Annotated in this window: 24 protein-coding genes; 9 read left to right on the top strand and 15 right to left on the bottom strand. The window is 46.1% G+C overall.

Going from position 1 to position 22,570, the window contains the following annotated elements; all coding sequences use genetic code 11:
* Nucleotides 1-86: 86 nt before the first annotated feature.
* Nucleotides 87-2,252, top strand: a complete 2,166-nt coding sequence (locus QUB63_RS04825; RefSeq protein ID WP_332943659.1) for a DUF4394 domain-containing protein — start codon at nucleotides 87-89, stop codon at nucleotides 2,250-2,252.
* A 31-nt stretch (nucleotides 2,253-2,283) separates the two neighbouring features.
* Here the strand turns inward: QUB63_RS04825 and QUB63_RS04820 are convergent, their stop codons facing one another.
* On the bottom strand, nucleotides 2,284-2,571 hold the full coding sequence (locus QUB63_RS04820; protein WP_332943658.1) for a hypothetical protein: 288 nt from the start codon (nucleotides 2,569-2,571) through the stop codon (nucleotides 2,284-2,286).
* Nucleotides 2,572-2,594: 23 nt separating this feature from the next.
* Between QUB63_RS04820 and QUB63_RS04815 the strand changes: the two genes are divergently transcribed.
* The 5 genes from QUB63_RS04815 (at nucleotide 2,595) to QUB63_RS04795 (ending at nucleotide 8,840) form a co-directional block, all read left to right on the top strand.
* Nucleotides 2,595-2,882 (top strand): hypothetical protein, encoded by a 288-nt coding sequence (locus QUB63_RS04815; RefSeq protein ID WP_332943657.1) that lies wholly within the window; start codon nucleotides 2,595-2,597, stop codon nucleotides 2,880-2,882.
* Nucleotides 2,883-3,090: 208 nt separating this feature from the next.
* Nucleotides 3,091-6,573, top strand: a complete 3,483-nt coding sequence (nrdJ, locus tag QUB63_RS04810) for a ribonucleoside-triphosphate reductase, adenosylcobalamin-dependent (RefSeq protein ID WP_332943656.1) — start codon at nucleotides 3,091-3,093, stop codon at nucleotides 6,571-6,573.
* A gap of 296 nt (nucleotides 6,574-6,869) precedes the next feature.
* Entirely contained in the window at nucleotides 6,870-7,070 is a 201-nt protein-coding gene (locus QUB63_RS04805) for a helix-turn-helix transcriptional regulator (protein ID WP_015175486.1), read from the top strand.
* Nucleotides 7,071-7,243: 173 nt separating this feature from the next.
* Complete coding sequence (locus tag QUB63_RS04800; RefSeq protein ID WP_332943655.1) at nucleotides 7,244-7,726, top strand: hypothetical protein; 483 nt, start codon at nucleotides 7,244-7,246, stop codon at nucleotides 7,724-7,726.
* A 4-nt stretch (nucleotides 7,727-7,730) separates the two neighbouring features.
* Nucleotides 7,731-8,840 carry a formylglycine-generating enzyme family protein gene (locus QUB63_RS04795; protein WP_332943654.1) on the top strand — a complete coding sequence of 370 codons (1,110 nt, stop codon included), beginning with the start codon at nucleotides 7,731-7,733 and terminating at the stop codon, nucleotides 8,838-8,840.
* Between the two features lie 65 nt (nucleotides 8,841-8,905).
* On the opposite strand, the gene QUB63_RS04790 is transcribed toward QUB63_RS04795, so the two are convergent.
* The 5 genes from QUB63_RS04790 to QUB63_RS04770 all read right to left on the bottom strand — a co-directional run bounded on the left by QUB63_RS04790 (nucleotide 8,906) and on the right by QUB63_RS04770 (nucleotide 11,576).
* Nucleotides 8,906-9,241 (bottom strand): XisI protein, encoded by a 336-nt coding sequence (locus tag QUB63_RS04790; RefSeq protein ID WP_332943653.1) that lies wholly within the window; start codon nucleotides 9,239-9,241, stop codon nucleotides 8,906-8,908.
* Nucleotides 9,229-9,645 (bottom strand): XisH family protein, encoded by a 417-nt coding sequence (locus tag QUB63_RS04785; protein ID WP_332943652.1) that lies wholly within the window; start codon nucleotides 9,643-9,645, stop codon nucleotides 9,229-9,231. Before QUB63_RS04785 ends, QUB63_RS04790 begins: the two co-directional genes overlap by 13 nt.
* A gap of 33 nt (nucleotides 9,646-9,678) precedes the next feature.
* Nucleotides 9,679-9,900, bottom strand: coding sequence for a hypothetical protein (locus QUB63_RS04780; protein WP_332943750.1), 222 nt, complete (start codon nucleotides 9,898-9,900; stop codon nucleotides 9,679-9,681).
* The gene (locus tag QUB63_RS04775; RefSeq protein WP_332943651.1) at nucleotides 9,897-11,183 is read right to left on the bottom strand and encodes a Glu/Leu/Phe/Val family dehydrogenase; all 1,287 of its coding nucleotides are present in this window, start codon (nucleotides 11,181-11,183) and stop codon (nucleotides 9,897-9,899) included. Before QUB63_RS04775 ends, QUB63_RS04780 begins: the two co-directional genes overlap by 4 nt.
* A gap of 186 nt (nucleotides 11,184-11,369) precedes the next feature.
* Complete coding sequence (locus tag QUB63_RS04770; RefSeq protein ID WP_332943650.1) at nucleotides 11,370-11,576, bottom strand: hypothetical protein; 207 nt, start codon at nucleotides 11,574-11,576, stop codon at nucleotides 11,370-11,372.
* A gap of 22 nt (nucleotides 11,577-11,598) precedes the next feature.
* Here QUB63_RS04770 and QUB63_RS04765 point away from each other — a divergent pair, with 22 nt between their 5' ends.
* Nucleotides 11,599-12,210: a DUF4126 domain-containing protein gene (locus tag QUB63_RS04765; protein ID WP_332943649.1), complete on the top strand. Its 612-nt coding sequence runs from the start codon at nucleotides 11,599-11,601 to the stop codon at nucleotides 12,208-12,210.
* A gap of 346 nt (nucleotides 12,211-12,556) precedes the next feature.
* Here the strand turns inward: QUB63_RS04765 and hemH are convergent, their stop codons facing one another.
* The gene (gene hemH / locus QUB63_RS04760; RefSeq protein WP_332943648.1) at nucleotides 12,557-13,720 is read right to left on the bottom strand and encodes a ferrochelatase; all 1,164 of its coding nucleotides are present in this window, start codon (nucleotides 13,718-13,720) and stop codon (nucleotides 12,557-12,559) included.
* Nucleotides 13,721-13,820: 100 nt separating this feature from the next.
* Between hemH and QUB63_RS04755 the strand changes: the two genes are divergently transcribed.
* On the top strand, nucleotides 13,821-14,474 hold the full coding sequence (locus QUB63_RS04755; RefSeq protein WP_332943647.1) for a class I SAM-dependent methyltransferase: 654 nt from the start codon (nucleotides 13,821-13,823) through the stop codon (nucleotides 14,472-14,474).
* Between the two features lie 275 nt (nucleotides 14,475-14,749).
* Here the strand turns inward: QUB63_RS04755 and QUB63_RS04750 are convergent, their stop codons facing one another.
* The 3 genes from QUB63_RS04750 to QUB63_RS04740 all read right to left on the bottom strand — a co-directional run bounded on the left by QUB63_RS04750 (nucleotide 14,750) and on the right by QUB63_RS04740 (nucleotide 18,348).
* The gene (locus tag QUB63_RS04750; RefSeq protein WP_332943646.1) at nucleotides 14,750-15,871 is read right to left on the bottom strand and encodes a hypothetical protein; all 1,122 of its coding nucleotides are present in this window, start codon (nucleotides 15,869-15,871) and stop codon (nucleotides 14,750-14,752) included.
* A gap of 279 nt (nucleotides 15,872-16,150) precedes the next feature.
* The gene (locus QUB63_RS04745) at nucleotides 16,151-16,849 is read right to left on the bottom strand and encodes a GDYXXLXY domain-containing protein (protein ID WP_332943645.1); all 699 of its coding nucleotides are present in this window, start codon (nucleotides 16,847-16,849) and stop codon (nucleotides 16,151-16,153) included.
* 98 nt (nucleotides 16,850-16,947) lie between these two features.
* Nucleotides 16,948-18,348 (bottom strand): DUF2157 domain-containing protein, encoded by a 1,401-nt coding sequence (locus QUB63_RS04740; RefSeq protein WP_332943644.1) that lies wholly within the window; start codon nucleotides 18,346-18,348, stop codon nucleotides 16,948-16,950.
* A 191-nt stretch (nucleotides 18,349-18,539) separates the two neighbouring features.
* On the opposite strand from QUB63_RS04740, the gene QUB63_RS04735 reads away from it, so the two are divergent.
* Nucleotides 18,540-19,133, top strand: coding sequence for a Uma2 family endonuclease (locus QUB63_RS04735; RefSeq protein ID WP_332943643.1), 594 nt, complete (start codon nucleotides 18,540-18,542; stop codon nucleotides 19,131-19,133).
* A gap of 272 nt (nucleotides 19,134-19,405) precedes the next feature.
* Here the strand turns inward: QUB63_RS04735 and QUB63_RS04730 are convergent, their stop codons facing one another.
* The 5 genes from QUB63_RS04730 to QUB63_RS04710 all read right to left on the bottom strand — a co-directional run bounded on the left by QUB63_RS04730 (nucleotide 19,406) and on the right by QUB63_RS04710 (nucleotide 22,448).
* Complete coding sequence (locus QUB63_RS04730; protein WP_332943642.1) at nucleotides 19,406-19,822, bottom strand: hypothetical protein; 417 nt, start codon at nucleotides 19,820-19,822, stop codon at nucleotides 19,406-19,408.
* Between the two features lie 414 nt (nucleotides 19,823-20,236).
* Nucleotides 20,237-20,539, bottom strand: a complete 303-nt coding sequence (locus QUB63_RS04725) for an acyl carrier protein (RefSeq protein WP_332943641.1) — start codon at nucleotides 20,537-20,539, stop codon at nucleotides 20,237-20,239.
* A gap of 117 nt (nucleotides 20,540-20,656) precedes the next feature.
* Entirely contained in the window at nucleotides 20,657-20,872 is a 216-nt protein-coding gene (locus tag QUB63_RS04720; RefSeq protein ID WP_332943640.1) for a hypothetical protein, read from the bottom strand.
* 325 nt (nucleotides 20,873-21,197) lie between these two features.
* Nucleotides 21,198-21,908 carry a DUF547 domain-containing protein gene (locus tag QUB63_RS04715; RefSeq protein WP_332943639.1) on the bottom strand — a complete coding sequence of 237 codons (711 nt, stop codon included), beginning with the start codon at nucleotides 21,906-21,908 and terminating at the stop codon, nucleotides 21,198-21,200.
* A gap of 150 nt (nucleotides 21,909-22,058) precedes the next feature.
* Nucleotides 22,059-22,448: a pentapeptide repeat-containing protein gene (locus QUB63_RS04710; RefSeq protein WP_332943638.1), complete on the bottom strand. Its 390-nt coding sequence runs from the start codon at nucleotides 22,446-22,448 to the stop codon at nucleotides 22,059-22,061.
* Between the last annotated feature and the right edge of the window lie 122 nt (nucleotides 22,449-22,570).

Below are 22,570 nucleotides of genomic sequence, written 5' to 3'. Positions count from 1 at the left end.
TAAAAGTGCGAATTTGTGATATTTTGAACTGAGAATACCGCCGCCTTTAGGCAACGGAAGTATAAAATTTAGAGGGTGATTAGATCGTGGCAGAAATTAGAGGCACCGCACAAGCAGACTTGCTAGCAGGAACTCCCGAAAATGACGCTATGTTTGGTTTGGCGGGCAATGACACCATTGCTGGAAACTCGGGAAATGACAGCATCTTTGGAGGCAAACAAAGCGATTTGATAGAGGGGAATTCAGGTCAAGATTCGATTTTTGGAGATTTAGATAACGATACTGTTAACGGCGGAGAAGGTAACGATTTTTTAGTGGGCGGAAAAGGCAGCGATTCCATCTCGGGAAACTCCGGCAATGATGTTTTGTCGGGGGATAGAGATACTGATATCCTGATCGGCGGCGACGGTGCAGACTTATTTGTTTTGAGGCGCTATGCTAATGCCGATCCTTTTCGTACCAGCGGCGGTGTTAGTTTGGCAAATGCTGATGCGATCGCCGATTTTGCAGTCGGTACAGATTTAATCGGTTTGGGGGAAGGTGTCAGTTTTAGCGACTTGAATATTCTGGAAGCTGGAAACGATACTGTTATTCAAGACCGGGTGACTGGAGAATTTCTCGCTACTCTCAAAGGGGTGAGACAAAGCGCGATCGGGCAGGCAAATTTCACTAATAATATTAACAGCATTGTTCCCACTCCCCCGCCTCCACCGCGGACAACGGCTTATGGTTTAACTCCCGACAATCGGATTGTCGGTTTTAGTCTTTCCAATCCCGGAAGTGTGATCTCAGATTTTCCCGTGACTGGATTGCAAGCGGGAGAAAGTTTGCTGGGAATTGATTACCGGCCGGCTAACGGCGTGCTTTACGGTGTGGGTTCTAGCAATCGCTTGTATACTGTCAATCCGAGAACCGGAGAAGCAAGTCAAGTCGGTAGCGGGGAGTTTGCTGTTCCCCTAACTCCCGGGGCTGCGGGTTTTGATTTCAATCCGACAGTCGATCGCATTCGGTTTGTCAATCAAGCGGGTCAAAACGCCCGCCTCAACCCGGATACGGGGGCAATTGTTGATTTTAATACATCAACGGCAGGAATTCAACTCGATGGCAATTTAACTTATGCCGCGGCCGATCGCAATTCTGGAAGTTCTCCTGCAGGTGTAGGGGCTGCTTACACGAACAATTTTGCCGGGGCGACTTCAACAACTTTGTTTGTCCTTGATAGCAATGCAGATGTTTTGGTAAGGCAAGATCCGCCGAATAATGGAGTGTTAAATACGATCGGCTCTTTGGGAGTTGATGCTACTAGCGTTCTCGGCTTTGATATCAGGAGTATTGGCGGGCGCGATGTCGCGGTGGCAGCATTGGAAGTCGGCGGCGTTTCGGGCTTGTACAATATCAATTTAAGTACAGGTCAAGCTTCCTTCGCGGGTCAAATTGCCGGCGGAAGACAGATTAACGGTTTGGCTTTGCCTTTGCCTACAGCTTACGCCTTAACTGTCAGAAATGGTGTTGAAACAATTGTCGGTTTTAACGAGGCGGCACCGCGGGCGATTCTCAGCGACGCGACAGTTACGGGGTTGCAGCCGGGAGAAAGTTTGCTGGGGATTGATTTTCGCCCCGCTAACGGTTTGCTTTACGGTGTGGGTTCTAGCAATCGCTTGTACGCGATCGATCCGGTGACTGGGGCTGCAAGTCAAGTCGGTAGCGGGCAGTTTGCTGTTGGGCTAACTCCCGGGGCTGCGGGTTTTGATTTCAATCCGACAGTCGATCGCATTCGGTTTGTCAATCAAGCGGGTCAAAACGCCCGCCTCAACCCGGATACGGGGGCAATTGTCGATTCTGACACCGTGACGGGGGGAATTCAACTCGACGGGAATTTGGCTTACCGGGCGGGCGATCCCAATGTTGGAAATCCGACTGCGGCTGTGGGGGCTGCGTATGTGAATAACTTTGCGGGGGCAACTTCGACAACGCTGTTTGTAATTGACAGCAATTTGGATGTTTTGGTGCGCCAAGATCCGCCGAATAATGGAGTGTTAAATTCGATCGGGCCTTTGGGAATTGATGCTTCTAGCGTTCTCGGCTTTGATGTGAGGAGTGTTGGCGGCAACGAGACGGCTTTGGCTGCGATCGAGGTTGGGGGAGTTTCGAGCCTGTACAATATTAATTTGACGACCGGTCGGGCTTCGATCGTCGGTCAAATTGGCGACGGGCGATCGTCGATTAAAGGTTTGGCACTGACTTTGATTTAACTGCTACATTAAGAGCGATTTTAGATTGACTTTAGGTCAATCTAAAATCGACTTGCATTGCATTTATTCGCTCTCTTATCTTGAAATTATCTGCGTTTATCTGCGTCGCTCTACCTTGAAGGAGCGGTTGACCGGCTCGCATCAAAGATTTATGCAATGCAAGTCTAATCGTTTGGGCAATGACCAATTCCCAATTCCCAATTCCCAATTCCCCATTCCCAATTCCCAATTCCCAATTCCCCATTCCCAATTCCCAATTCCCAATTCCCAATTCCCCATTCCCAATTCCCCATTCCCAATTCCCAATTTGAGGTAACATATTATTTTGACAACAAAGATAAGATGTTATCCCAAGTTTTTTACTTGCTACGTTCCCGAGCGGATGGCAAATATCTCTCGGCCAATCCCAATCCAGATTCGGCAGTTAGTTACCTGCTGATGTTTCGCGAAGACTATGATGCTTTGAGCTATCTCAACGCTCATGCTGCTGATGTTGCCGATCGATTCGGAGTAGAATCGATTCCGGGTTCGTCGGTGAAAAAGCTGCTCGAACGTTGGGGATTTAACGGTGTGGGGGTTGTTCAAGACCCGCTGTTACCCAATATTGAGTTTTTATTGACAAATAATTGACAAGTGACAATATTTGTGCTTAACCCGGTTTCTAGAATAAATCGGGTTTTTTGGTGAAGTTTTGGGCCGATCGCCCGATCGAGCTTGTAGACTTCTGTGCCCCATATTTAGTGCAAATTGTCAAATATATTAACCTGTTACCCTAAATCTGAATCCTGTTGTATATTCGTAGTCTGTTGATATATTCCGACACGTCAGTACACAACCTATGGTTCGAGAATTAGAGCGATCGAGTGCCAGCGAAAAACGCAACCTGTCCGATTTTCCCGAAACAGCACCCGCAGCAAATCCAGTATTTTTCAGGACGTACAGCCGCCGTACCGAGACAGGGCGGGAGACTTGGGCCCAAGTGTGCGATCGAACCGTCAAGGGTCTACAAAAGCTGGGAAACCTCACCCCGGAAGAAACACAACTGCTGCACCGGATGCAAAACGAGCTCAAAACCCTCGCTTCAGGCCGCTGGCTGTGGGTAGGCGGCAGCAAATGGATCGAACAACCAGAGAACTTTTCCGGCGCATATAACTGTTCCTCAACCAATATTCTCGACTGGCGCGCCTTTGGTTTGTTGATGGATTTGGCAATGATGGGCTGCGGCACAGGCGCCGTCTTGGAACCACAATATATCGATCGACTGCCGCCGATTCGCAACCGTTTAACGGTCACAGTCCAAGGAGAAATTGGCTCTACACCAGCTTTAGAACGCCGCCAAGAAACCGAAGTAAAAATAGACGAAAAAACCGCCACTATTTATGTCGGAGACTCCCGCCAAGGTTGGGTAAAATCCTATCAAGCTTTGCTGGAATTATCCACAGATGAAAGATTTGCTGGCTCTGTTCAAATCTTCATCGATTTGAGCGACGTTCGCCCCGTGGGAGAACCTTTAAAAGGCTTTGGCGGAGTAGCAAATCCGGTGAAATTGCCCGACCTTTATCAGCGGTGCGCCGCAATTTTGAATAAAGCTCAAGGGCGGCAGTTGAATTCAGTAGAATGCTGCGTATTGATTGACGAAGCTGCGGTCACAATCGTCGCGGGGAACATACGCAGATGTATCGCTTACGGAGCAAGGGTTTCAGCTATTTCTGGAATGAAGCCTATCCAAGATATTCAGGTTGGGGAGTTGGTGTTAACTTCATCGGGTGAATATCATCCTGTTGTCAATAAATTTATCCAAGGTACTCAGGATGTTGTAGAAATCCGCACCCCAGTAACTTCGATTCGTTGTACTGCTAATCATCGCGTTGCTGTCTATGACGGACTGCGGTCTTACACTTGGAAATATGCAGGCGAATTGCAGAAAGGCGATCGTCTGATATCTGTTCCTCATAATAAAGGTGCTGATTGTGCCAGCACTGATTATGCTTGGTTGGTAGGCTTCTATATTGGAGATGGGTATGCCAATCGGCGAAAAACTGGACAGTCTGAAGTTGTCTTTGCTTTCTCTAAATCTCGACTTGAGGGCAAACTAGGTGAAAAATGCCTCCGTATTCTCCACAATCTAGGATATACTCCCACTGTTGCTTGTGGGAGCAAGGGACATTGTGGCTTCATCAAGGTTTATCGGAAAGATCTAGCTGAAGAACTCTTAAAATACAAACAACCTTGGGGAGTTCCAGTAATTCCAGAAATAATCTGGAAAGGTACTCCTGAAATTAGAGCTGCTTTTCTCGCAGGATTGAGCGATGCAGATGGCACTCCTTCTCGAAATGTTTTGGTCAACTCTAGCAAGTTAGAATTTTTACGAGAAGCACAAAAGCTAGCCCTCTCCTTGGGAATTGCTACTACATTGTACGAACGCGAGCCTAAAACTTTGAAAGGCAGAGACAAAATCTATGATGGTTGCCACTGTATTCACATTCGAGGCTTGCAATCCCAAGCTGTAGCTGTAGCTTTAATTAATCAGTTTGCAGTGCGAGATGATTTCACGCTCAAGTTAGCTAAAAAGAATGGGCTGACTTTACCCTATCAATTTGCTAAAGAGTTAGCAGCAACAGGATGGAAACCTGAAACTATTTGTAGAGCTGATGTACTCTGGAGCGATGCCAAAAGCAGACCCGGATATTTCCGAGATGCTAACTTTGACACTCTCTTAGCAGAAGACTTGGTAAATCCTCACTGGTTGCCAATAGAAGTTATGTTTGTAGCACCGGCGGGTGAAGTTGAAACTTTTGATATTGAAGTCGAAGGAGATCACGAATTTATTGCTGATGGGTTGTTAGTGCACAACAGTGCCGGTATGCGTCAGTTTGAATCTGGTGATGAACTAGGCGCAAATGCTAAAAACAATTTGTGGCAACAAGATGAAAGCGGTAACTGGAGAATCGATCCAGAACGCGATGCCCTTCGTATGGCAAATCATACCCGTGTTTTTCATAGCAAACCTACACTAGAAGAATGTATTGATGCTGTCCGAAAACAGTATTACAGCGGCGAAGGTGCGATTCAATGGGCCGGCGAAGCTGTAGCTCGATCTAACGTTGACTTACTTTCAACACCGAGTCTTAAACTTGAGTTTTTGAAAGCTTACAACGAAGGAAAAGCTAAAGATTGGTTGCAGAAACGCTATCCTGATATGACTGCTGGCGAGTTAGAGCATCGGTTAGTCCGTGTTGGATTAAACCCCTGTGGTGAAATCATCGGCTCTAATTTTTTCTGCAACCTTTCGGAGATCCACCTCAATCAAATTGACCCTTACAATTTCAAAGAACAGGAGGAAGCTTTCAGGGCCGGAGCTCTATCTGTCGCGGTACTTCTCAATCACAAATTTCTCGAACCGCGCTACCAATACAGCCGCGAATTAGACCCGATCGTCGGTGTATCATTTACTGGATTGTTCGATTTCTTCGTTCACGCTTTCGGCGTGGAGTGGCTGCGCTGGTGGGTGGAAGGCCGCCCGCAAACTCCCCAGGGAATCGCTTTTAAACAGCGGGAAGAAGAGTATTTGACTGGTTGGCGGGAGATTGTGAATGAGGTAGTATGGGATTATTGCGATCGCCATTCCTTAAAACGCCCCAATCGCTGCACAACCGTCCAACCATCGGGTACCAAATCTCTGCTCACAGGCGCTTCTCCGGGGTGGCATCCGCCGAAAGCCCAGCGTTTCATTCGCCGAATCACTTTCCGCAAAAACGACCCCGTAGCCCTCGCTTGCATCGACTACGGATACAACGTAATTCCGTCTCAATCTGACAAAGATGAAAACGGCAATTTGCTGAACAATCCCTTCGATGAACGCTGCACGGAATGGCTGGTAGAAATCCCCGTTGCTGTAAGTTGGGCTGACTTACCCGGTGCCGATGAAATTGATATTAACAAATTCTCGGCATCGGCACAAATGGACTTTTATATGCAAGTGCAAAAGTTCTATGTCAGACACAATACTTCGGCGACGATTGAATTGCGGGAAAATGAAGTTGAAAGTTTGGGTACTCGGATTTACGAAGCAATTCGCGATGACGAAGGCTATATTTCCGCAGCACTTTTAGCTCGGTTTGATGCTCTGGAAACTTTCCCCCGTTTGCCCTTTGAACCGATAAACAAGGAAACTTACACCAAAATGGTGGAAGAGGCATTAGCGCGCCGCGAAATTGATGTTTTCCACGCGGCTTTGAGGCGTTACGATTTGGGTGAAATGATGGATTCCGGGCCGGCTGGCTGCGATTCTGATAAGTGTTTGATGCCGGAGACGAAGTAGATTATCGATGGTTTAAATATGAGAAATCCCCTGAATTTGGGGATTTCTTTTTTTGACTCGCACAAAAATTAGAAATCCTTGATAGAGGTATTTCTGGACATTCCTAAACGTAACTGGCATAATTAAGTAGGGTGCATCTTTCAATAACCTGTAGGGGCGGGTTCGCCAACAGCCTTCAAGCTTGCAAACAGGTTAAATAAACCCGCCCCCACCCCACGAAAAACCTCCCATTGAGATTGGTGCAAGATGTCAGTTAAGTCAAGTTAACCATAAAAATTCTGAAATCGGTACAGTGAATGAGTAGTGTGGGGGAAAAACTCAAACAGCGACGGCAATCGCTGTCTTTGACACAGCAGCAAGTTGCTGATGAATTGGGCGTGACTGTAACGACGGTGAAAAATTGGGAAGCGGGCCGACATATTCCAAAGTTATATCTAGAACAGACGAAAGCATTGTGCGACCTCCTGAAACTTTCCTTAGACGATTTGGTAGATTAAGTATTTGTAGGGTGCCCCACTGCGAAATTTTCAAGCCGATCGGCAGATTATCGACAGATCCGCACCCTACGGTATTTGGCTGCGTGCAATAGCGGTAAGGTGCGCGGCCCGGTGTACACGTTACATATCTAAGTTCTGCGATCGCACCTAAAAACCAGTGAGGTTAATATAATATGAAAATTCGCTGCATTGCCAACAAAGGAGCAGACTTGCCGGAAAATTACCTAAATCCACCGCTAGACATTACCAAAGAAACTGAATTTAAATTGATAGTCGGTAAAGAGTATACTGTCTATGCTATCTCCCAATGGCAAGGAAATTTAGGGTACTGTATTTGCGACGAGCGCTATACTTATTATCCTATAGAGAATCCAGCGCCGTTATTTGAGATAATGGATGGCAGATATTCTCGGTACTGGCAAGTGCAATTAGCAACTAACGGTTTGTTAGAGATTGCTTTTGAGCATTGGTTTTCGATACCTTATTTTTACGATAAACTAACTGACGGCGAAGCAGAAGCAGTTTTGATTTTTGATAAAATTCGAGAACTCATGGACTCTGAAGCTGCAATTCCTCAACCCCAACCTTTCTCGGTTGAGGAATTGCTGGCGATGCCTCCTTTGTCGCCGGATAAACTAGCAAAAGTCCTTGGTTGAAATCATGTCAGACAATCAAAATGAACCTAGAGAATACGATGCAGTCAAGGGCGGTCAAAATTTAATTCCTGTCAATGCTGCGGTACTCGGAGGCATTCCCGGTGTTAAAAGCCGCTTGGGATCGCCCGCGATCGAAGTTAGAATCGCCGCACTCTCCGAAGCGCTGAAATATGGAGAAGCAGGGTTAGATTTGATAATTCAAGCATTGCAGGATGAGTCAATGCAGATAAAATTAGCTGCCTATTCCCTGCTGAAAGATAGGGATGACTTAAAGATAAAACCGCAGTTCCAAGACTATCTCCCTACATTTGACTTTGATGTCATTACAGTTGATGCGTATGGAAAAGAAAACAGCCGCAGTAAGTCCTTTGCTCTATCCTTCCCTGAAGACTTAGGTAACTCAATTGTACTGGAAATGGTTTACATTCCCGGTGGCACATTTATGATGGGTTGCCCCAACGACGAAGAGGGAGTAAATTATCAGCAAAGTCACCAGCATCAAGTCACAGTACCAGCTTTTTTTGCAGGCAAATATCCCATCACCCAAGCACAGTGGCAAGCAGTGATGGGAAACAAGCCCTCGCATTTCCAAGGTGAAAAACGTCCTGTAGAAAATGTATCGTGGGATGATGCCGTAGAATTCTGTGGCAAACTCTCGCTACAAACCGGGAAAAAATATCGCCTTCTGAGTGAAGCAGAATGGGAATACGCCTGCCGTGCCCGAACTACAACCCCATTTCATTTTGGGGAAACCATTACCCCGGAATTAGTCAACTATAACGGATACGGGCGCTACGCAAACGCCCCCACAGGACTTTACCGTCAACAAACAACCGATGTCGGGAGTTTTCCCCCCAATGCCTTTGGACTGTGCGATATGCACGGCAATGTTTGGGAGTGGTGCAGCGATACGTGGCACGAAGACTGTAACGGTGCACCAAGTGACGGAAGTTCCTGGGAAACTGGCACAAGGAATGCTCGAGTGCTGCGTGGCGGTTCCTGGTTCGATTCTGCGCTCACTTGCCGCGGTGCCTATCGTGTCAGGGATTTTGTGGGCCGTCGCTTCATGCTCATCGGTTTTCGCGTAGCTCTGGTTTCCGGTTCTCTCCTGTAGTCTCCCGCGTTGAAATCTGTCGTTACACAGTCAAGGAGAATATTAGACTTGAATTGGGTTTGATATTAAGCAACTGCAAACCCAGTATTAACCCGCATTTCTGGAGGATAAAAAGCCAGCACGATATCCTGCGGTAAAACTCCTGCTTCGAGCAATTCTTGAGTCACTCCTTCCTCAATACCATCCCATTCAATCCAAATCTTCCCTTCGCGAATTCGGAGGTGCACAATAATATTGTGAACTCTGCCTGTTTGATTCCATCCTGCACCCATCAATAAATAGTTATCGTTTTGTCGATCGCAAATTGTCAGACTTTCAATTTCTGGCTGACTGGATTTATACTGTCCGTGAACGGCTACAATTTTTTGAACTATCTGCCGATAGTTTTCTAGCTTATCCATTGTACTATCTCCTCAGAACTTGCATTAAAAACAATTAACTTAATTTCTTGGTCTTGAACGATCGTTTGAATAGAAACACGCCTAAAAAATCCTTGATAAATTTGTTGAGGTACTGCTAAATATATTTCTCTTTCGGGATGCTGCCGCCTCAAAAAGCCTCGGTATATATTGTATTGTCCGACAGCTTTTTCGAGTTCGGAAACTAATGAAGGACTCGTAAAGCTTTTGATTTCTACAACAATTTTTCGGTGATTCCTTTCAGCCGCGAATAGCTTCTCTGCTGCTAAATCCGCATAGAGACGCAGGTCTTGAAATTCGATTGTCAGCGGGTCGTCTGTAATTTCCCAGCCATCTTTGGCTAAAGCATTTTTAACGCAATCATGATAGATGTCTTGTCTTGGCATGAAACTAATTATAGCAAAAAATTTATCCGTCTTTCAGGGGCCGTGTCGGAGCAACGGCCCATCGTGGGTTATTTGAAAATATCTTTCCGCTTCTGCAATAGCAAAGTTGCGGTCAAATAAACTGCTGCGTGCAATCCTAAAATCCCCCAATTCAGAGCCAAGTTTTGCCATGTTGGTTCGTAGACGGCGCTTTTCTCGAATAACTGCGGTAGGATTGTTCGATCGGGCGATCGCACTTCCCAGCACTTGGGTCAACCGTTTAAGTAATAATCCCGCGTTCCCTTCGCATTCATAGCTTCACCGAGTCGGTGCAAACCGTACACGTAAGCAGCAGTTCTCATGCAAACCGACAATTCCTGAGATTTTTTCCAAATTGCCTCAGTTTCCTCAACCATTTTATGCTTCAACCGCTGGTTGACTTCCTCCAGCGTCCAATAAAGTCCGCTGCGATTTTGCACCCACTCAAAATAACTAACCGTCACGCCGCCGGCATTGACTAAAATATCCGGGATTACCTGAATTCCCCGCGCTTCCAAAATTAGATCCGCAGCCGAACTAATCGGCCCGTTAGCTACTTCAAAAATAAACTTTGCTTTAACATCGTTGACATTTTCTTCAGTAATTTGATTCTCCAAAGCAGCGGGAATTAGCACGTCTACATCTAATGCTAAAAGCTGCTCGTTTGTCAAGATTTCGTGTTCGACAATATTGCAAACAGAACCTTCGCAGTAAATAGCTTTTATACCTTTGTTAGACTCTTTAAAGCGGCGGATGCTGGGGATGTCCAGCCCTTTTTTTGCATAAATTCCGCCTTGGGAATCGCTGACAGCTACAACTTTGTAACCGGCTTTAGAGAGCAATTCTGCTAATTCTGCCCCGGCATTGCCGAAACCCTGCACGGCTACAGTTGTCTCTCCGGGAGTTCGGTTAAATTTGGGCAGGAGATTTTGAATTACAAAAAAAGCGCCGGTTGCTGTTGCGGTTTCTCGGCCCAAACTGCCGCCGATTGTGACTGGTTTACCTGTCACCACCGCCGGAGAAAGCTGCCTTTTAATAATACTGTACTGATCCATCATCCAACCCATAATCATGGGATTGGTGTAGACATCCGGTGCGGGAATATCGACATCTGGGCCGATGAAATCTGCGATCGCATCCACGTAACCCCGGCTCAACCGTTCCAATTCGAGTTTGGACAATTCTTTGGGATTGACAGTAATTCCGCCCTTGGCTCCTCCAAAGGGTATGTTGAGAACCGCACATTTAAACGTCATCCAAAATGCCAAGGATTGCACTTCATCTAGGGATACTTTTGGGTGGTAGCGCACTCCTCCTTTGGACGGGCCTCTGGTATCGTCGTAGCGCACGCGATAACCTTGGAAAATTCGTAGGGAACCGTCGTCCATCCGCACGGGAATCGATACAATTAAACTGGATTTGGGATATTTGAGCCGCTCGATCGTATCCTCGGAAAGGGATACATATTTTAAGGCTCTTTCTAATCGGCGGCTGGCATCGGCAAATAATGAGTCAGACATAAGATGAAGGAAGTTCGGCAACGGATTTTTTAACGGATTTAACGGATGTTGAGGTTCGAGGTTCGAGGTTCGGAGTTCGAGGTTCGGGGGAAGACTGGAGAATAATTTGCCGGAAAGCTCTTGGTTAGCTGCCGTCTTAAATTTAATTATTTCGGCTTACCTGGTGGTTTTCCGATACTTTCTAATTTAATCACAATCCCGGTCTAATTCTGCATAAGTGCTTTCTACCTTGTGTCGAGCGACAATCTGGTAGTCCCAAGCAGCAATTGAGCAGATACACTTAAAATAGAGGGTGATATTCAAGCTCAAGTCGCTATTTGAGGAGAGATCGCTCAAATCACCGCCAGCCACCAGGGGAATCCAATTCTGAAATCGATCGACGCTGTAACACACCTTACAAACTGAAATTATTATTATGGTTGGACTCCTAGCCGCGCTCTCTGCGTCTGCGGCGGGGGGTATGAGAATTGCCCTGCCCCTGCTGTTAATTGGTTTGTTGCGGATTGACAAACTTTGGTCGGAAATACCTTTATTGTCTGGGGTTCACCCCCAAGTGGCGATCGCCATTTTGGTAAGTTGGTCGCTGTTAGAGTTATTTGCTTCTAAAACCTTTGTAGGACAGCGGGTGCTGCAAGTTGTGCAAATTATTTTCAGTCCCATTGTAGGAGCAATTATGGCAATTGCGATCGCTCAGGTAAGTTCGATCGACGAAGTTATTGCTCACCCTTGGATGCTGTGGATTATTGGTGTTGTCGGAGGTTTGTTGGCTTTTGTGCTGCAACTGGTACAAGCAGGATGGCTTTACCGGTTGAGGAGTTTGCCGATTTGGGTGATTTTCCTCCAAGATGTTCTGTGTATTTCGTTGGTTTTGTTTGCCTTTGATGCGCCGCGGCAGGGAGGTTTAATTGCTATGCTGCTGCTGTGGCTGGCAATTCGCAGTTCTAAGGAGTGGTACCGCTGGTACAGAAGTCAGGGAATACCGGGCGATGGGGGAAATCCCCGCCGCCGCAAGCGCGATCCCGATTAATTTAGTTTCTAATCAAAACCCGCCCTCTGGCGGTGCTAAGACGCGGGAGGCGGGTTTTGGATTGAGATTATTTGTTTGCTGTTGGTTCTGGTTGCAGGGTATGAGTGTCAACTTAAGCCTCAAATCATTGAGAACTCTCGCTTTGACGCGAGGCCTGATCCCCCTGGCATCCCCCCCATCGTTGCGGGGACTTTAAGCCGTTTCCTCTCCCCCCCATCGTTGCGGGGGCGCCGGGGGGATCTAGACGCTTGATACCAACCAGAGATATAAACAATTTCACACTCAAGTTGACACCACTGATTGCGGGCCCAAACCGCTTCAAAAGATCGATCGCACAACCGATTTTTTAAAGCAAGCCGATCGAGTGTAAGGGGCCTTGACCCGTAATTAACTCGATCAATAGTGCCACAAAACCAATCATCGCCACACGACCGTTCCAAACTTCCGCCCCCGTCGTCAAACCCCACTCCCACTGCTCTTGAGGGTACATTTTCACTATCTTGGAAGGGCGTATAACATCAGAGAATTTAACGCTGGGAGATTCTATAGACTCGATGACTAAATCTGCCAAGGCTTCAATAAACACCGGATGAGTATTCAGGGCTGGGACTCGGTAGAAATTTTCTATCCCAGATTCTTCTGCTAATTCTCGATACTCCATGTCAATTTCTTGCAGAGTCTCGATGTGCTCGGAAACAAAACTAATTGGAACTACCAACAAATCTTGAACTCCACTTTCTGCCAATTCGGTAATCGCCTCTTCGGTGTAAGGCTTGAGCCATTCCACCGGGCCGACTCGACTTTGGTAAGCCAGAGTGTGTTCGTTCGATCGGTTCAAATGTTCCACAATCAGACGAGTGCAATCTTGGATCTCGCGCTGATAGGGGTCTCCAGCCTCTTCTACGTAGCTGAGGGGGACGCCGTGGGCGCTGAAAAAGATGTGAACTCGATCGGGATTTGGACTGTGGTCTAATTCTTGGGCTATCAGTTCCGACATTGCCTGAATGTAGCCCGGCCGCTTATACCAAGAAGGAATAGCGGTATATTCGATCTCATTGAGGGCTGGATCTTTGCCCCAGATTTCTTCTAGTTGCCGGAAGCTAGAACCGCTGGTGCTGATGGAAAATTGAGGATAGAGCGGCAAGATTGTCAAATGTTCGATGCGATCGCGCTTAATTTTGGCGATCGCCTCTTCGGTAAAAGGATGCCAGTAACGCATCCCCACGTATACTCGAGCATCTTGTCCCTTGGACTGCAAGACTTCTTGCAGCGAAGCGGCTTGTTCCTCGGTAATCCGCCGCAAAGGAGAGCCGCCCCCGATTTGGCGGTAGTTTTCCTGGGATTTTTGAAAGCGCAGGGTCGAAATCAACCAGGCGAGCGGTTTCTGCATCCACGGAAACGGAATGCGAATGATTTCCGGGTCAGCAAACAAGTTGAACAGGAAAGGACGGACATCCTCGATTTTATCTGGCCCGCCCAAGTTTAATAGTAATACTCCCACACGGCCCATAGCGGTTACGGCTCTCCCATCGTCTCAGTTCTGTTACTTATTTTTATCATATAACTTAATAATATCTTAAGTCGATAGCAAGGTATACATAATTTTGAATATGGCAACAATTTTGAGAGATTTAAGTTATCGGTATCAGTGGCTCTACGATGCGATCGCCCGTCTGGCTGCTGTGAGCGTAGGTGGCGAAGCTCGTTTTCGCCAGCTAGCGTTGCAAAATTTGAGCGTGGGCGCGGAAACTAAAGTTTTAGACCTTTGTTGCGGCAGCGGTCAAACTACGCAATTTCTGGTGAAATATTCCCAGGATGTCACAGGACTGGACGCTTCGCCATTATCTCTGCAACGGGCCAGGAAAAATGTACCCTCAGCCCATTATGTAGAAGCTTTTGCCGAGTCGATGCCTTTTGGCGACTGTCAGTTTGACTTGGTGCACAGCAGCGTTGCGATGCACGAAATGCGATCGGCGCAATTGCGACAAATCTTTCAGGAAGTATACCGCGCGCTCAAGCCTGGGGGTGTATTCACTTTGGTAGATTTTCATCGGCCCACAAATCTGGTGTTTTGGCCTGGGTTAGCTGTGTTTTTGTGGTTGTTTGAGACTGAAACTGCTTGGGAGTTAATCGAAACTGACTTGGGGAGTGTATTGGCCGACGTGGGATTTCAACAGTACAATTCTGCCGAAGCTCAACAACCGAAACTTTATGCTGGCGGCAGCATTCAAGTTATTCAAGTTCAAAAGTCAGTTGACAGTTGACAGTTGACAGTTGACAGTTGACAGTTGTCATTAGTCATTAGTGAGTGGGTAAGAAACCGGGTTTCTACGAATTTTGGGTTGAGTGACGATAAATCTCGGAAGAAACCCGGTTTCTGAGGTCGGCGTGCGCGCGTAAGAAACCGGGTTTCTACGAATTTTGAGTTGAGTGACAATAAATCTCGGCAGAAACCCGGTTTCTGAGGTCGGCGCGCGCATCTTACTATACTTGTCAACTAATGACTAATGACTGCTGACTAATGACTAATGACTAATGACTAAACAAACTTTTTCGCTTCAGCCAAAGCCGCCTCAAACTTGAGCAATACATCCTTTTCTGTGTGAATAACTTTCTCTTGTTCCAGCAGCGGGCGGCCAAAGCGAAAAATGCCATCTTGTTCTACGTGGTCTACAGCAGGAAGCGTTTCTGGATGCGGCAAAAATTTGCGGCCGATCGTGTACGGCGTGTGGAAAGAAAAACTAAAATCGGGAAACTTGTCGCTCTTGATTTCAAGGTAGTACAGCGAGTAATAATCTTTGGTTTCGCAGTACACGCATTCGCGGCACTTATTTACCAGTTTCCGGTTCTGATAGAAAAAATCCCACTTGTCCCAATAGTAATCATCTTTCATCATGTCTTGGTGGTCGTCGCACAGTTCGAGATATAATTTGTCAGCATCGCGAGGACGGTAAAAGTAAAGCATAGCGTAGGGCATTTCAATCAGTAACTTGACTGCTTGATTTTTGCGCTCGTACCATTCCTGCTGGTGAGTTTCGTAGATTTCGTTAGATTTAATTGCTTTAATGCTGTTGAGCTGATTTTCTTTTGCCCACCTGGACGCCCAAACTGTCCAATAAGCTAGCTGGAAGGTTGCTGAAATTTCCGCCGAACCTTGTTCTTTCCAGTCGGCAATAATTTTTTCCCACGCTGAACTAAAAGCTACTCGGGATTGTTCGTTTTGTTCGGGGTTTTCTGTATTGATTGGGGCGGATATTTGGCGATTATTTTTAATCGACCCTTTGGGTTCTTTGCGCCAGTTGTTAATGTCAGTTGGCGTGAGAGTGAGGATGAATCTTCTGTCGTGAACGGGATATTCTAAATGGATGCCTGATTTGCGGAAAGAGCGGTATTCTAAAATTGGGAGCTTGCCTTGTTCGATCCACTGCTGGCGTTCTGCTGCCGAACACTTGAGCATTGCTTCTAATTCTACCGGATCGACGGCTAATTCACTTTTGAAGGTCTCCCAAAATCTTTGTTGTTCGGCTGCGTTTACTTCCAGCACGGATACAATTTGGTTGACGATGCGATCTGTTTTGTCTTGGCAATCGTCGGGAAGTCCTAAGAAGTCGAGGAGTTTGGCCTTGAGTATTCGTCTGGAAGAGATTAGCTCGGCTAACATGAGAAGCTCCAGTAGAGTCTGAACTTGCGCCCTTGAATTCGCAAGATTAGCGCAAGTCTATATATCTTAATAGATTCTATTGAGTTGTCGGCAATTGCATTCAAATCCGATCGCCAATTGTTACCGATATTCTGGGCTCTGAGTCGATTTCACGGGATTTGACCTGGGATCTCGATCGCCCGCCACCCACCCATTCCTAAGCAAAAATACCCAAGATAGGGTCGCGCGGTCGATTCCGGCGGACGATAGCTGCGCTTCACGACCGGGCGGCGAAACAAGCTAAAATCGATAATTGCGATCGCGCACCCACAAACTCACAGGCACAGCATGGCCTGTTTTGTCAACCTTTACTTCTACCAAAAATGATTGGCGCTGGTTCCTTTGAGCTTCGCTAATCTCCTGATTGACTTTTTCCCTTTCATGCTCTGGCATATAATAAGTTTCTAAGCCGTATTCCATCTGCCAACCGTTATATTTGCCCTTAATAGCGATTTGGTTGGGGGGCAAATTGGTGGGATTTTCTAGACTGACGCGGACGGGTTTCCAAGCTTGGGGGCGGCCGGGATTAGTCGCAGTTTTTGGGGCTTCTAAAATTACATAAAAACTGGTTTGTGGCTTGACATTGTGCGTATTTTGTGAACACACAGCCCCGGGCGGACAAGGTGTTTTTTCGGCAGGTAAATCTTTCCAGCCGGGGAGTTTTTGGAGATTTGTGTTAGCAGAAATATCATAGCTCAAAACTTGGTAATATCCGCGCAAAAAGTCGTAAGGGTCTACTGGTGCTGTTTGCAGAACAACTGTTTTGCCAGTCATAAAAGTGTAAACTGCGGGAGCAGGTACGGCGGCAATTAGCCCGATTTGCAAGAGTAAAGGAACCCACAGCCGCCACGCGGGAAGGCGTTTTGCTTCGGGGGAAAGCTGAAACACATTTGTTGTATCTGGATTTTTAACTAATAAGTCAATGTTGTTTGTGTTCATGTTAGGTATGGGTTATATTGTTTAGGGTTGTTTCGGAAGGATTAAACCACAGAGACCGCAGAGGGCGCTGAGTGAGACAAGAGAGAGATGGATAATTTCTATTCATCGGGGATTTTTGCGAAGTGGCGCTCGAACCACAAACCAGCAGCAATAACACCAATTCCGCACAAAACAAATAGAAAAGATTTGAGCAACAATTCTGTGTTATATTCCAACACTCTGCTGAGAATTTGTAGCGTGATTAATACCATGCCTCCCCAAAAACTCTTGCGGTTTCCTAAAGCTAAACCTTCTCGGATTAAACAGACGGCTAGCAGAAATGATAAAACATTAAACAGAAAAGTCGCTAATTCTGGAATCCGATTAAAATTCAAGTGGTAAAGCGGTATTAAAGCGGTGATGAGTATCAAAAGTGCGATCGCACCTGTGGTCAAATTCACTCCTTTTTGTTTTGGTCGCCGCAGTTCCAAACGTCCCAAGTGCAGCCATTCAAACACCGTGAAACCGCCCAAAACAACCACATTTGCCAGCAAAACCCAATCCAGCGAAATTGGCGAAGGATTCGGCGAATCTTGCCAAAACCCGTAGAAAGAAAGAAGATAAAACAAACCGGCGAGAAACAGCAGTGCTAAACTGCGGGCGGTAGGTTGAAACATCCTGCTGTGTACCTTCGGCCACATTGCATCGTCGTATCCCCACAGCAAAGCGGGCGGTAGGGCGCAAAAAATTGCTGTACCCCAGGTTTGATTTAACCCTTGGACGATTGAAACTTGTAGGGAAAAAATTATCGCGATCGCACTTATGGCAAAAATAGCACGCGATCGACACCAATAAGCCAGCGGCACAAACATTATACTGGCTGCGATCGGCATTTGCCGCACCAAAACTTCCAGCCAAGAAAACTCAACTTTGGAAGACCAATCTAACACGGCAAGCCAATAGCCTAAACCGACTAAAAGTGCGGACAAAACGCCCAAGGAAGTCAACCGCAAACTGTAAGCCATTCCGATCACGCCGATTCCCCAAGTGAGGTAAAGTCCGTAGGAAGAACCGCCAATGTGAAACATTTGTGCCATCAATGCCATATTTGCTCCTAAAATCAGAGCTCCTAACAGCAACAATCCTTCACCTAGGAGTTTGTTTCGCCCTATTGTTATGGGCAAATTGAGATTGGAGTTTTGGCTTCGGGATGGGGGAATGCGCCACAGATAGAAACCCGCCGCATTAACTGCTACGAAAAGACTTAGCAGCAGCGCAACTCTCACTTCTCGCGACCAAACTTGCCAGTTGGCGGCTACAAAGGTGATGACTCCTATACCGAGGAGAATGCCGCCGAGACTGATGAGAATGCTGAGGAAGCGGTTGCGGGAGGCGGTTTCGAGTGTGTTGAATTGGTAGCGTTCCGAAAGTTGTTGGTAGAATGAAGTATCGATGAGTCCTTCTGCTTGCCAGAGTTTGGCTTGTTCGCGCAACTCCCGTCGAAATTTATCTGAAATCATTGTTTATATTCCAGAGGATTTGAACTGTGATAGTTTTTAATATGTCACTTGTGGGTTGATTGTCGATGGAGGCTGGGACACCTGCTGAACTTGCACAGCAGATTGGATTGAGATCATTCGGCGGTTGAAACCGTTTCTATATAAACAAACTCCCTGCAGCAAGGGACGAATAAATTAAGGAAGGTAATTTTATGGTACAAGCTCAATCTAAAAAATTAACTTTTGACGAGTACCTTAATTACTCAAATGATACGGATCAACGCTATGAGTTAATTGATGGGGAGTTAATCGCTTTGCCGCCAGAATCTGAACCTAATAATTTCATTGCTAACTATCTATTTTTCTATCTGGCTAGCAGCGGGCTAGTGCCACTTAGACTGATTAAAACGCATAATTGCGAGGTTCAAGTTGCCGTTTTGCGATCGTCCGATGCGGCCAACCGCTACCCCGATTTGATAATTCTGGAACCTGAACACATTCCGCTGACAGCAACCAGGCTAACTATCACTTTCGATATGCTGCCTCCTCGGTTTGTTGTGGAGGTAGTCAGTCGGGGTAGAGTGGGTAGCGATCGGGATTACGATTGCAAACGAGCTCAGTACGCAGCGCGGGGCATCGCAGAATATTGGGTTATCGATCCAATAGAAGAAGTGGTGACGGTTTTGCGGCTTGAGAATGGGCAATATGTTGAGGTTGGGGTGTTTCGGGATGGAGAGGCGATCGTATCTCCGATGTTTCCACAGCTAAGTTTGACGGTTCAACAGATTTTGAGTGGAGAGGTTTAAGGGCGGATCAATAGCTAATTGGTTAGCATTCATCTAACCACCTACCGATTAGTGAAAATCTCCACCCTCAACCTGATTGAGGCCATGTTTCAATCCCTGATAGGGATTTAGGTTGATTGCAACCTGTAAGTTTCGCTAACAGTCACACCATTTTTAGATAGTGACGTGAGAATATCATCAACCTTACTTTGCTAAATAAATGTAGGCGGGGAAAATCACATTTCCCAGCCTAGAACCTGTAACCCTTGCAGCTAATTCATGTTATAAGTATCCTACTCGCGATTTATAACTTCCGTATTGTTCAATTCGTCTAACTTACTTTTCCAACCTTGTCGATAGGCTAACTCTCGTTCTTGCTTAGAAGCCCGTGAATTATCAACATCTTGTTCAAAACGATTATTTTCAAGATTCTCTAATAGTTCCTCATATTCCTTTTTGTAAGAATCTTCATTGTCGTTTGGAATCTCACGAGTAGTATAAGAATACCTCATACAATCCAACCATCCCTTTGCATGAATGAAAGCTTGTTCAGGAATGGGATAATTGGGAGTTACATATTCCTTAGAAGTTGAATACACACTTTGGTTTATAGTAAGTGGTCGATAAGAAACCTTGACTTGCTCACCTTCTGAAGTTGATTTCAGCTCAAGATTAGCGTTTAGATAATGTCGAGTACGATATTCAGTCATAAACAATTACCTCAATGAATTTTTCAAATTTAAATTTATTATAGTGAACTCTTGTATTTAGTCAATAAAAACTATACCCTACCGCTCTCACGGCGCTCTGACCGCTCTCTCTCTGTGCCAGCCCCCTCCCACCTCATCCCAGTTTTAAAAAAAGCAGTGTGTTGCAACGTGCGAGTGTGAAGCAAAAAAGCTAGACACTGCCACCGCTCCAACCATGCCGCTAGACTGTGCCAACCGTACCAACCGTGCAGCCTCTCCAACCTTGCCACCTTGCCAGCCGTGCAGCGCTACGACCGCTCAAACCGTTCCGATCGTCCAACCGTACCATCAAAACCCTATTTACCAGGTTAAAGCCTGAAACTATTCTCAGTCCATCAGAATAGAGTAAATTCGTGATATGATTAATTTTGCTTTTTAAACTACAAGTTTTTTGTAAATGTAATCAACAACCTGTTGAACGGTTTTTATATCTTCCGCATCTTCATCGGGTATCTCAATGTCAAATTCTTCCTCTAATGCCATGATTATCTCTATTTTGTCTATGTCCATATAAAGACAATTGGAAATGCTTCGTTCCCACCATGGTTTCGCATAATAATCATCTATTGTTCCACCATGTTCGGTAAAATCAGTATTGAGTGTGACTTCACAAGGTTCGATTTCTAGATTCTCAGCAACAATTTTTTTAACTTTTTCAAAAATTATAGATTTATCCATAACACCTATTTTGTTCTTTTTTAAAAACTTTCATAGCAGACCTTGTTAAACAATTAAAAATAGGGTAAGCAACATAACTTACCCCAGTAAATTGAAAAAATAAAATTTCGTTTAATTTTAATTAAAAAACAATTTCTTGAGTCCGTATGCTGCTAAACCGACAACAGCACCAGCAGCAACAACGGGTGCTGCACCAATTGCAACAGCCGTTCCGCCAACAGCTAAACCCATCCCACCTACTGCACCAGCTACACCAGCTCCAGCCACAGCACCACCAGCTACATACCCAATTGCCTCTGCTTTATCTTCAGAGTTATCTTTATGATTAGACATTTATCATTTCTCCAAAAGAAAGGGATTACAAGTAAGTCCTATTGCATAATTTAACCTTTTTTCAATTCAGTGTCTACCGTAAAGATACTTAAACATCAACTCTTTACATAAAGACCTGTAACAGTGCCAACCTATCCGACTGTGCCAGCGCTCCGAACGTGCAGCCGTGCCCGACGTGCCAGCAAGTCGATCACCCTGTTGCCTCAAAATCATCTGATCGCCTCGGAGTCATCCGATCGCCCTGTTGAATCTGGCAATTTGAAGGGGTAACGACAGACTAAAAAAATTACCCCCTCAAAAAAACACCTATCCCTAGGCGCAAATTTTATCCATCAACCCGATTCAAATTCCAGTCATAGGGCAAAAAAACGATCGCCCATCCATCACCCACAGCCGCCTCCGGCCCCAAATAACCGCCCACATACTCAGCCACCGAACCCGCCGCCTTTACAAAATCCTCGCCGTACCACTTAAAAATCTTGCTCAAATAAAGCGTCTTTTTCTGGGCATCATATCGCACCTTATCAGGATTGTGAATAAAACGGCTCGCATCCGCTTCTAGTTGAGTCCGTACCGACTCCGGGAAATAAGCCCCCCGGCGCAGCAGCGGGCACCCGACAGAAGCGCAAACTAATGCAAAATGGATGCGCGGTTCCGCAAATTCCGGCCGCAAAATTGCGTGTTCGATTTGATTGAGACTGTACTTTTTGCCCCCAATAATCGAGTTGGAACGGGTGAAGAAATCCAAAAAAGCCAGCCAATTTGGAATTCCCAAAACTTTGGGACGGATGGATGCGATCGGGTATACTCCGATCACTTGAGAAATTGCGATCGCATTGTACGCATTCAGCCACAGCGCCAGCCGCGCATCCGCATCCGTCATACCAGCTAAATCTACATCCGCTAAAGTTCCCAGCCACTTGCTCAAAACATCGGCCCCCTCAGCTTTCCAGCGCCGGTAATTGACGCGGCCCCCAGCGTCAACGTAGCGTTTTAGCAACTCATCCCAAGTCGAAAAGTCGATCGAATTTAGCATTCATTACTATCCACATTCTAAGACGGGCATTGCTTTAACTGTTTGTTTTAAGTTGTCGCGCATTTAACTTGTACACTTATTTTATGGAAATTTTTGTAGGGTGGGCTTTGAGCAGCGCCCAAAATTTCAATTTTAATAATACAGTACAGCTTATTTAATACTACCGTCAACCCAAGTCACGCCTTTAAGCTTAGCATTTTCCAAATTTGTCCCCGTCAAATCGGCTCCGGTTAAATTAGCCTCAGTCAAATCAGCACCTGCTAAATTAGCTTGGCGCAAAGAAGCCCCGCTGAGGGAAGCCCCGCTCAAAGAAGCCCCAGCTAAATTAGCTTCCCTGAGATTTGCTCCTCTCAAATGGGCCCCTTGCAAATCGGCATTTGCTAAACTCGCTTGCTGGAGGGGAATGCTTCTCAAATCGCATCCCGGACATTGGTTAGTTTGCCGCAACTGGTTGATTTGCTGGGGGTTCGCTGCAATCACCGCTGCCGCCAACCCGAATATCAGTCCGAATGAAACTGCTCCCAAAGTTACAGATTTCATGCTCTTTACCTTCTACAATTATAAAAGATTCTTAATTTAAACTTCAACGGGGAGCGGTTTATTCCGGCACAACACTAATCCCACTTTCAGATGCAAATTTGTAATTTTCCCTTACCTCCCTC

The sequence above is a fragment of the Microcoleus sp. ARI1-B5 genome (genome assembly GCF_036705795.1).
Classification (GTDB): domain Bacteria; phylum Cyanobacteriota; class Cyanobacteriia; order Cyanobacteriales; family Microcoleaceae; genus Microcoleus.
Note: the sequence above shows the minus strand (reverse complement) of the source record. Positions and strands in the feature narration are given on the sequence as shown.

Excerpts from the sequence above, each read along its gene's own strand:
- QUB63_RS04820 (WP_332943658.1), bottom strand. The coding sequence starts at position 2,571 with ATGTTACCTCAAATTGGGAATTGGGAATGGGGAATTGGGAATGGGGAA.
- QUB63_RS04815 (WP_332943657.1), top strand. The coding sequence starts at position 2,595 with ATGTTATCCCAAGTTTTTTACTTGCTACGTTCCCGAGCGGATGGCAAA.
- nrdJ (WP_332943656.1), top strand. The coding sequence starts at position 3,091 with ATGGTTCGAGAATTAGAGCGATCGAGTGCCAGCGAAAAACGCAACCTG.
- QUB63_RS04805 (WP_015175486.1), top strand. The coding sequence starts at position 6,870 with ATGAGTAGTGTGGGGGAAAAACTCAAACAGCGACGGCAATCGCTGTCT.
- QUB63_RS04800 (WP_332943655.1), top strand. The coding sequence starts at position 7,244 with ATGAAAATTCGCTGCATTGCCAACAAAGGAGCAGACTTGCCGGAAAAT.
- QUB63_RS04795 (WP_332943654.1), top strand. The coding sequence starts at position 7,731 with ATGTCAGACAATCAAAATGAACCTAGAGAATACGATGCAGTCAAGGGC.
- QUB63_RS04790 (WP_332943653.1), bottom strand. The coding sequence starts at position 9,241 with ATGGATAAGCTAGAAAACTATCGGCAGATAGTTCAAAAAATTGTAGCC.
- QUB63_RS04785 (WP_332943652.1), bottom strand. The coding sequence starts at position 9,645 with ATGCCAAGACAAGACATCTATCATGATTGCGTTAAAAATGCTTTAGCC.
- QUB63_RS04775 (WP_332943651.1), bottom strand. The coding sequence starts at position 11,183 with ATGTCTGACTCATTATTTGCCGATGCCAGCCGCCGATTAGAAAGAGCC.
- QUB63_RS04765 (WP_332943649.1), top strand. The coding sequence starts at position 11,599 with ATGGTTGGACTCCTAGCCGCGCTCTCTGCGTCTGCGGCGGGGGGTATG.
- hemH (WP_332943648.1), bottom strand. The coding sequence starts at position 13,720 with ATGGGCCGTGTGGGAGTATTACTATTAAACTTGGGCGGGCCAGATAAA.
- QUB63_RS04755 (WP_332943647.1), top strand. The coding sequence starts at position 13,821 with ATGGCAACAATTTTGAGAGATTTAAGTTATCGGTATCAGTGGCTCTAC.
- QUB63_RS04750 (WP_332943646.1), bottom strand. The coding sequence starts at position 15,871 with ATGTTAGCCGAGCTAATCTCTTCCAGACGAATACTCAAGGCCAAACTC.
- QUB63_RS04745 (WP_332943645.1), bottom strand. The coding sequence starts at position 16,849 with ATGAACACAAACAACATTGACTTATTAGTTAAAAATCCAGATACAACA.
- QUB63_RS04740 (WP_332943644.1), bottom strand. The coding sequence starts at position 18,348 with ATGATTTCAGATAAATTTCGACGGGAGTTGCGCGAACAAGCCAAACTC.
- QUB63_RS04735 (WP_332943643.1), top strand. The coding sequence starts at position 18,540 with ATGGTACAAGCTCAATCTAAAAAATTAACTTTTGACGAGTACCTTAAT.
- QUB63_RS04730 (WP_332943642.1), bottom strand. The coding sequence starts at position 19,822 with ATGACTGAATATCGTACTCGACATTATCTAAACGCTAATCTTGAGCTG.
- QUB63_RS04725 (WP_332943641.1), bottom strand. The coding sequence starts at position 20,539 with ATGGATAAATCTATAATTTTTGAAAAAGTTAAAAAAATTGTTGCTGAG.
- QUB63_RS04720 (WP_332943640.1), bottom strand. The coding sequence starts at position 20,872 with ATGTCTAATCATAAAGATAACTCTGAAGATAAAGCAGAGGCAATTGGG.
- QUB63_RS04715 (WP_332943639.1), bottom strand. The coding sequence starts at position 21,908 with ATGCTAAATTCGATCGACTTTTCGACTTGGGATGAGTTGCTAAAACGC.
- QUB63_RS04710 (WP_332943638.1), bottom strand. The coding sequence starts at position 22,448 with ATGAAATCTGTAACTTTGGGAGCAGTTTCATTCGGACTGATATTCGGG.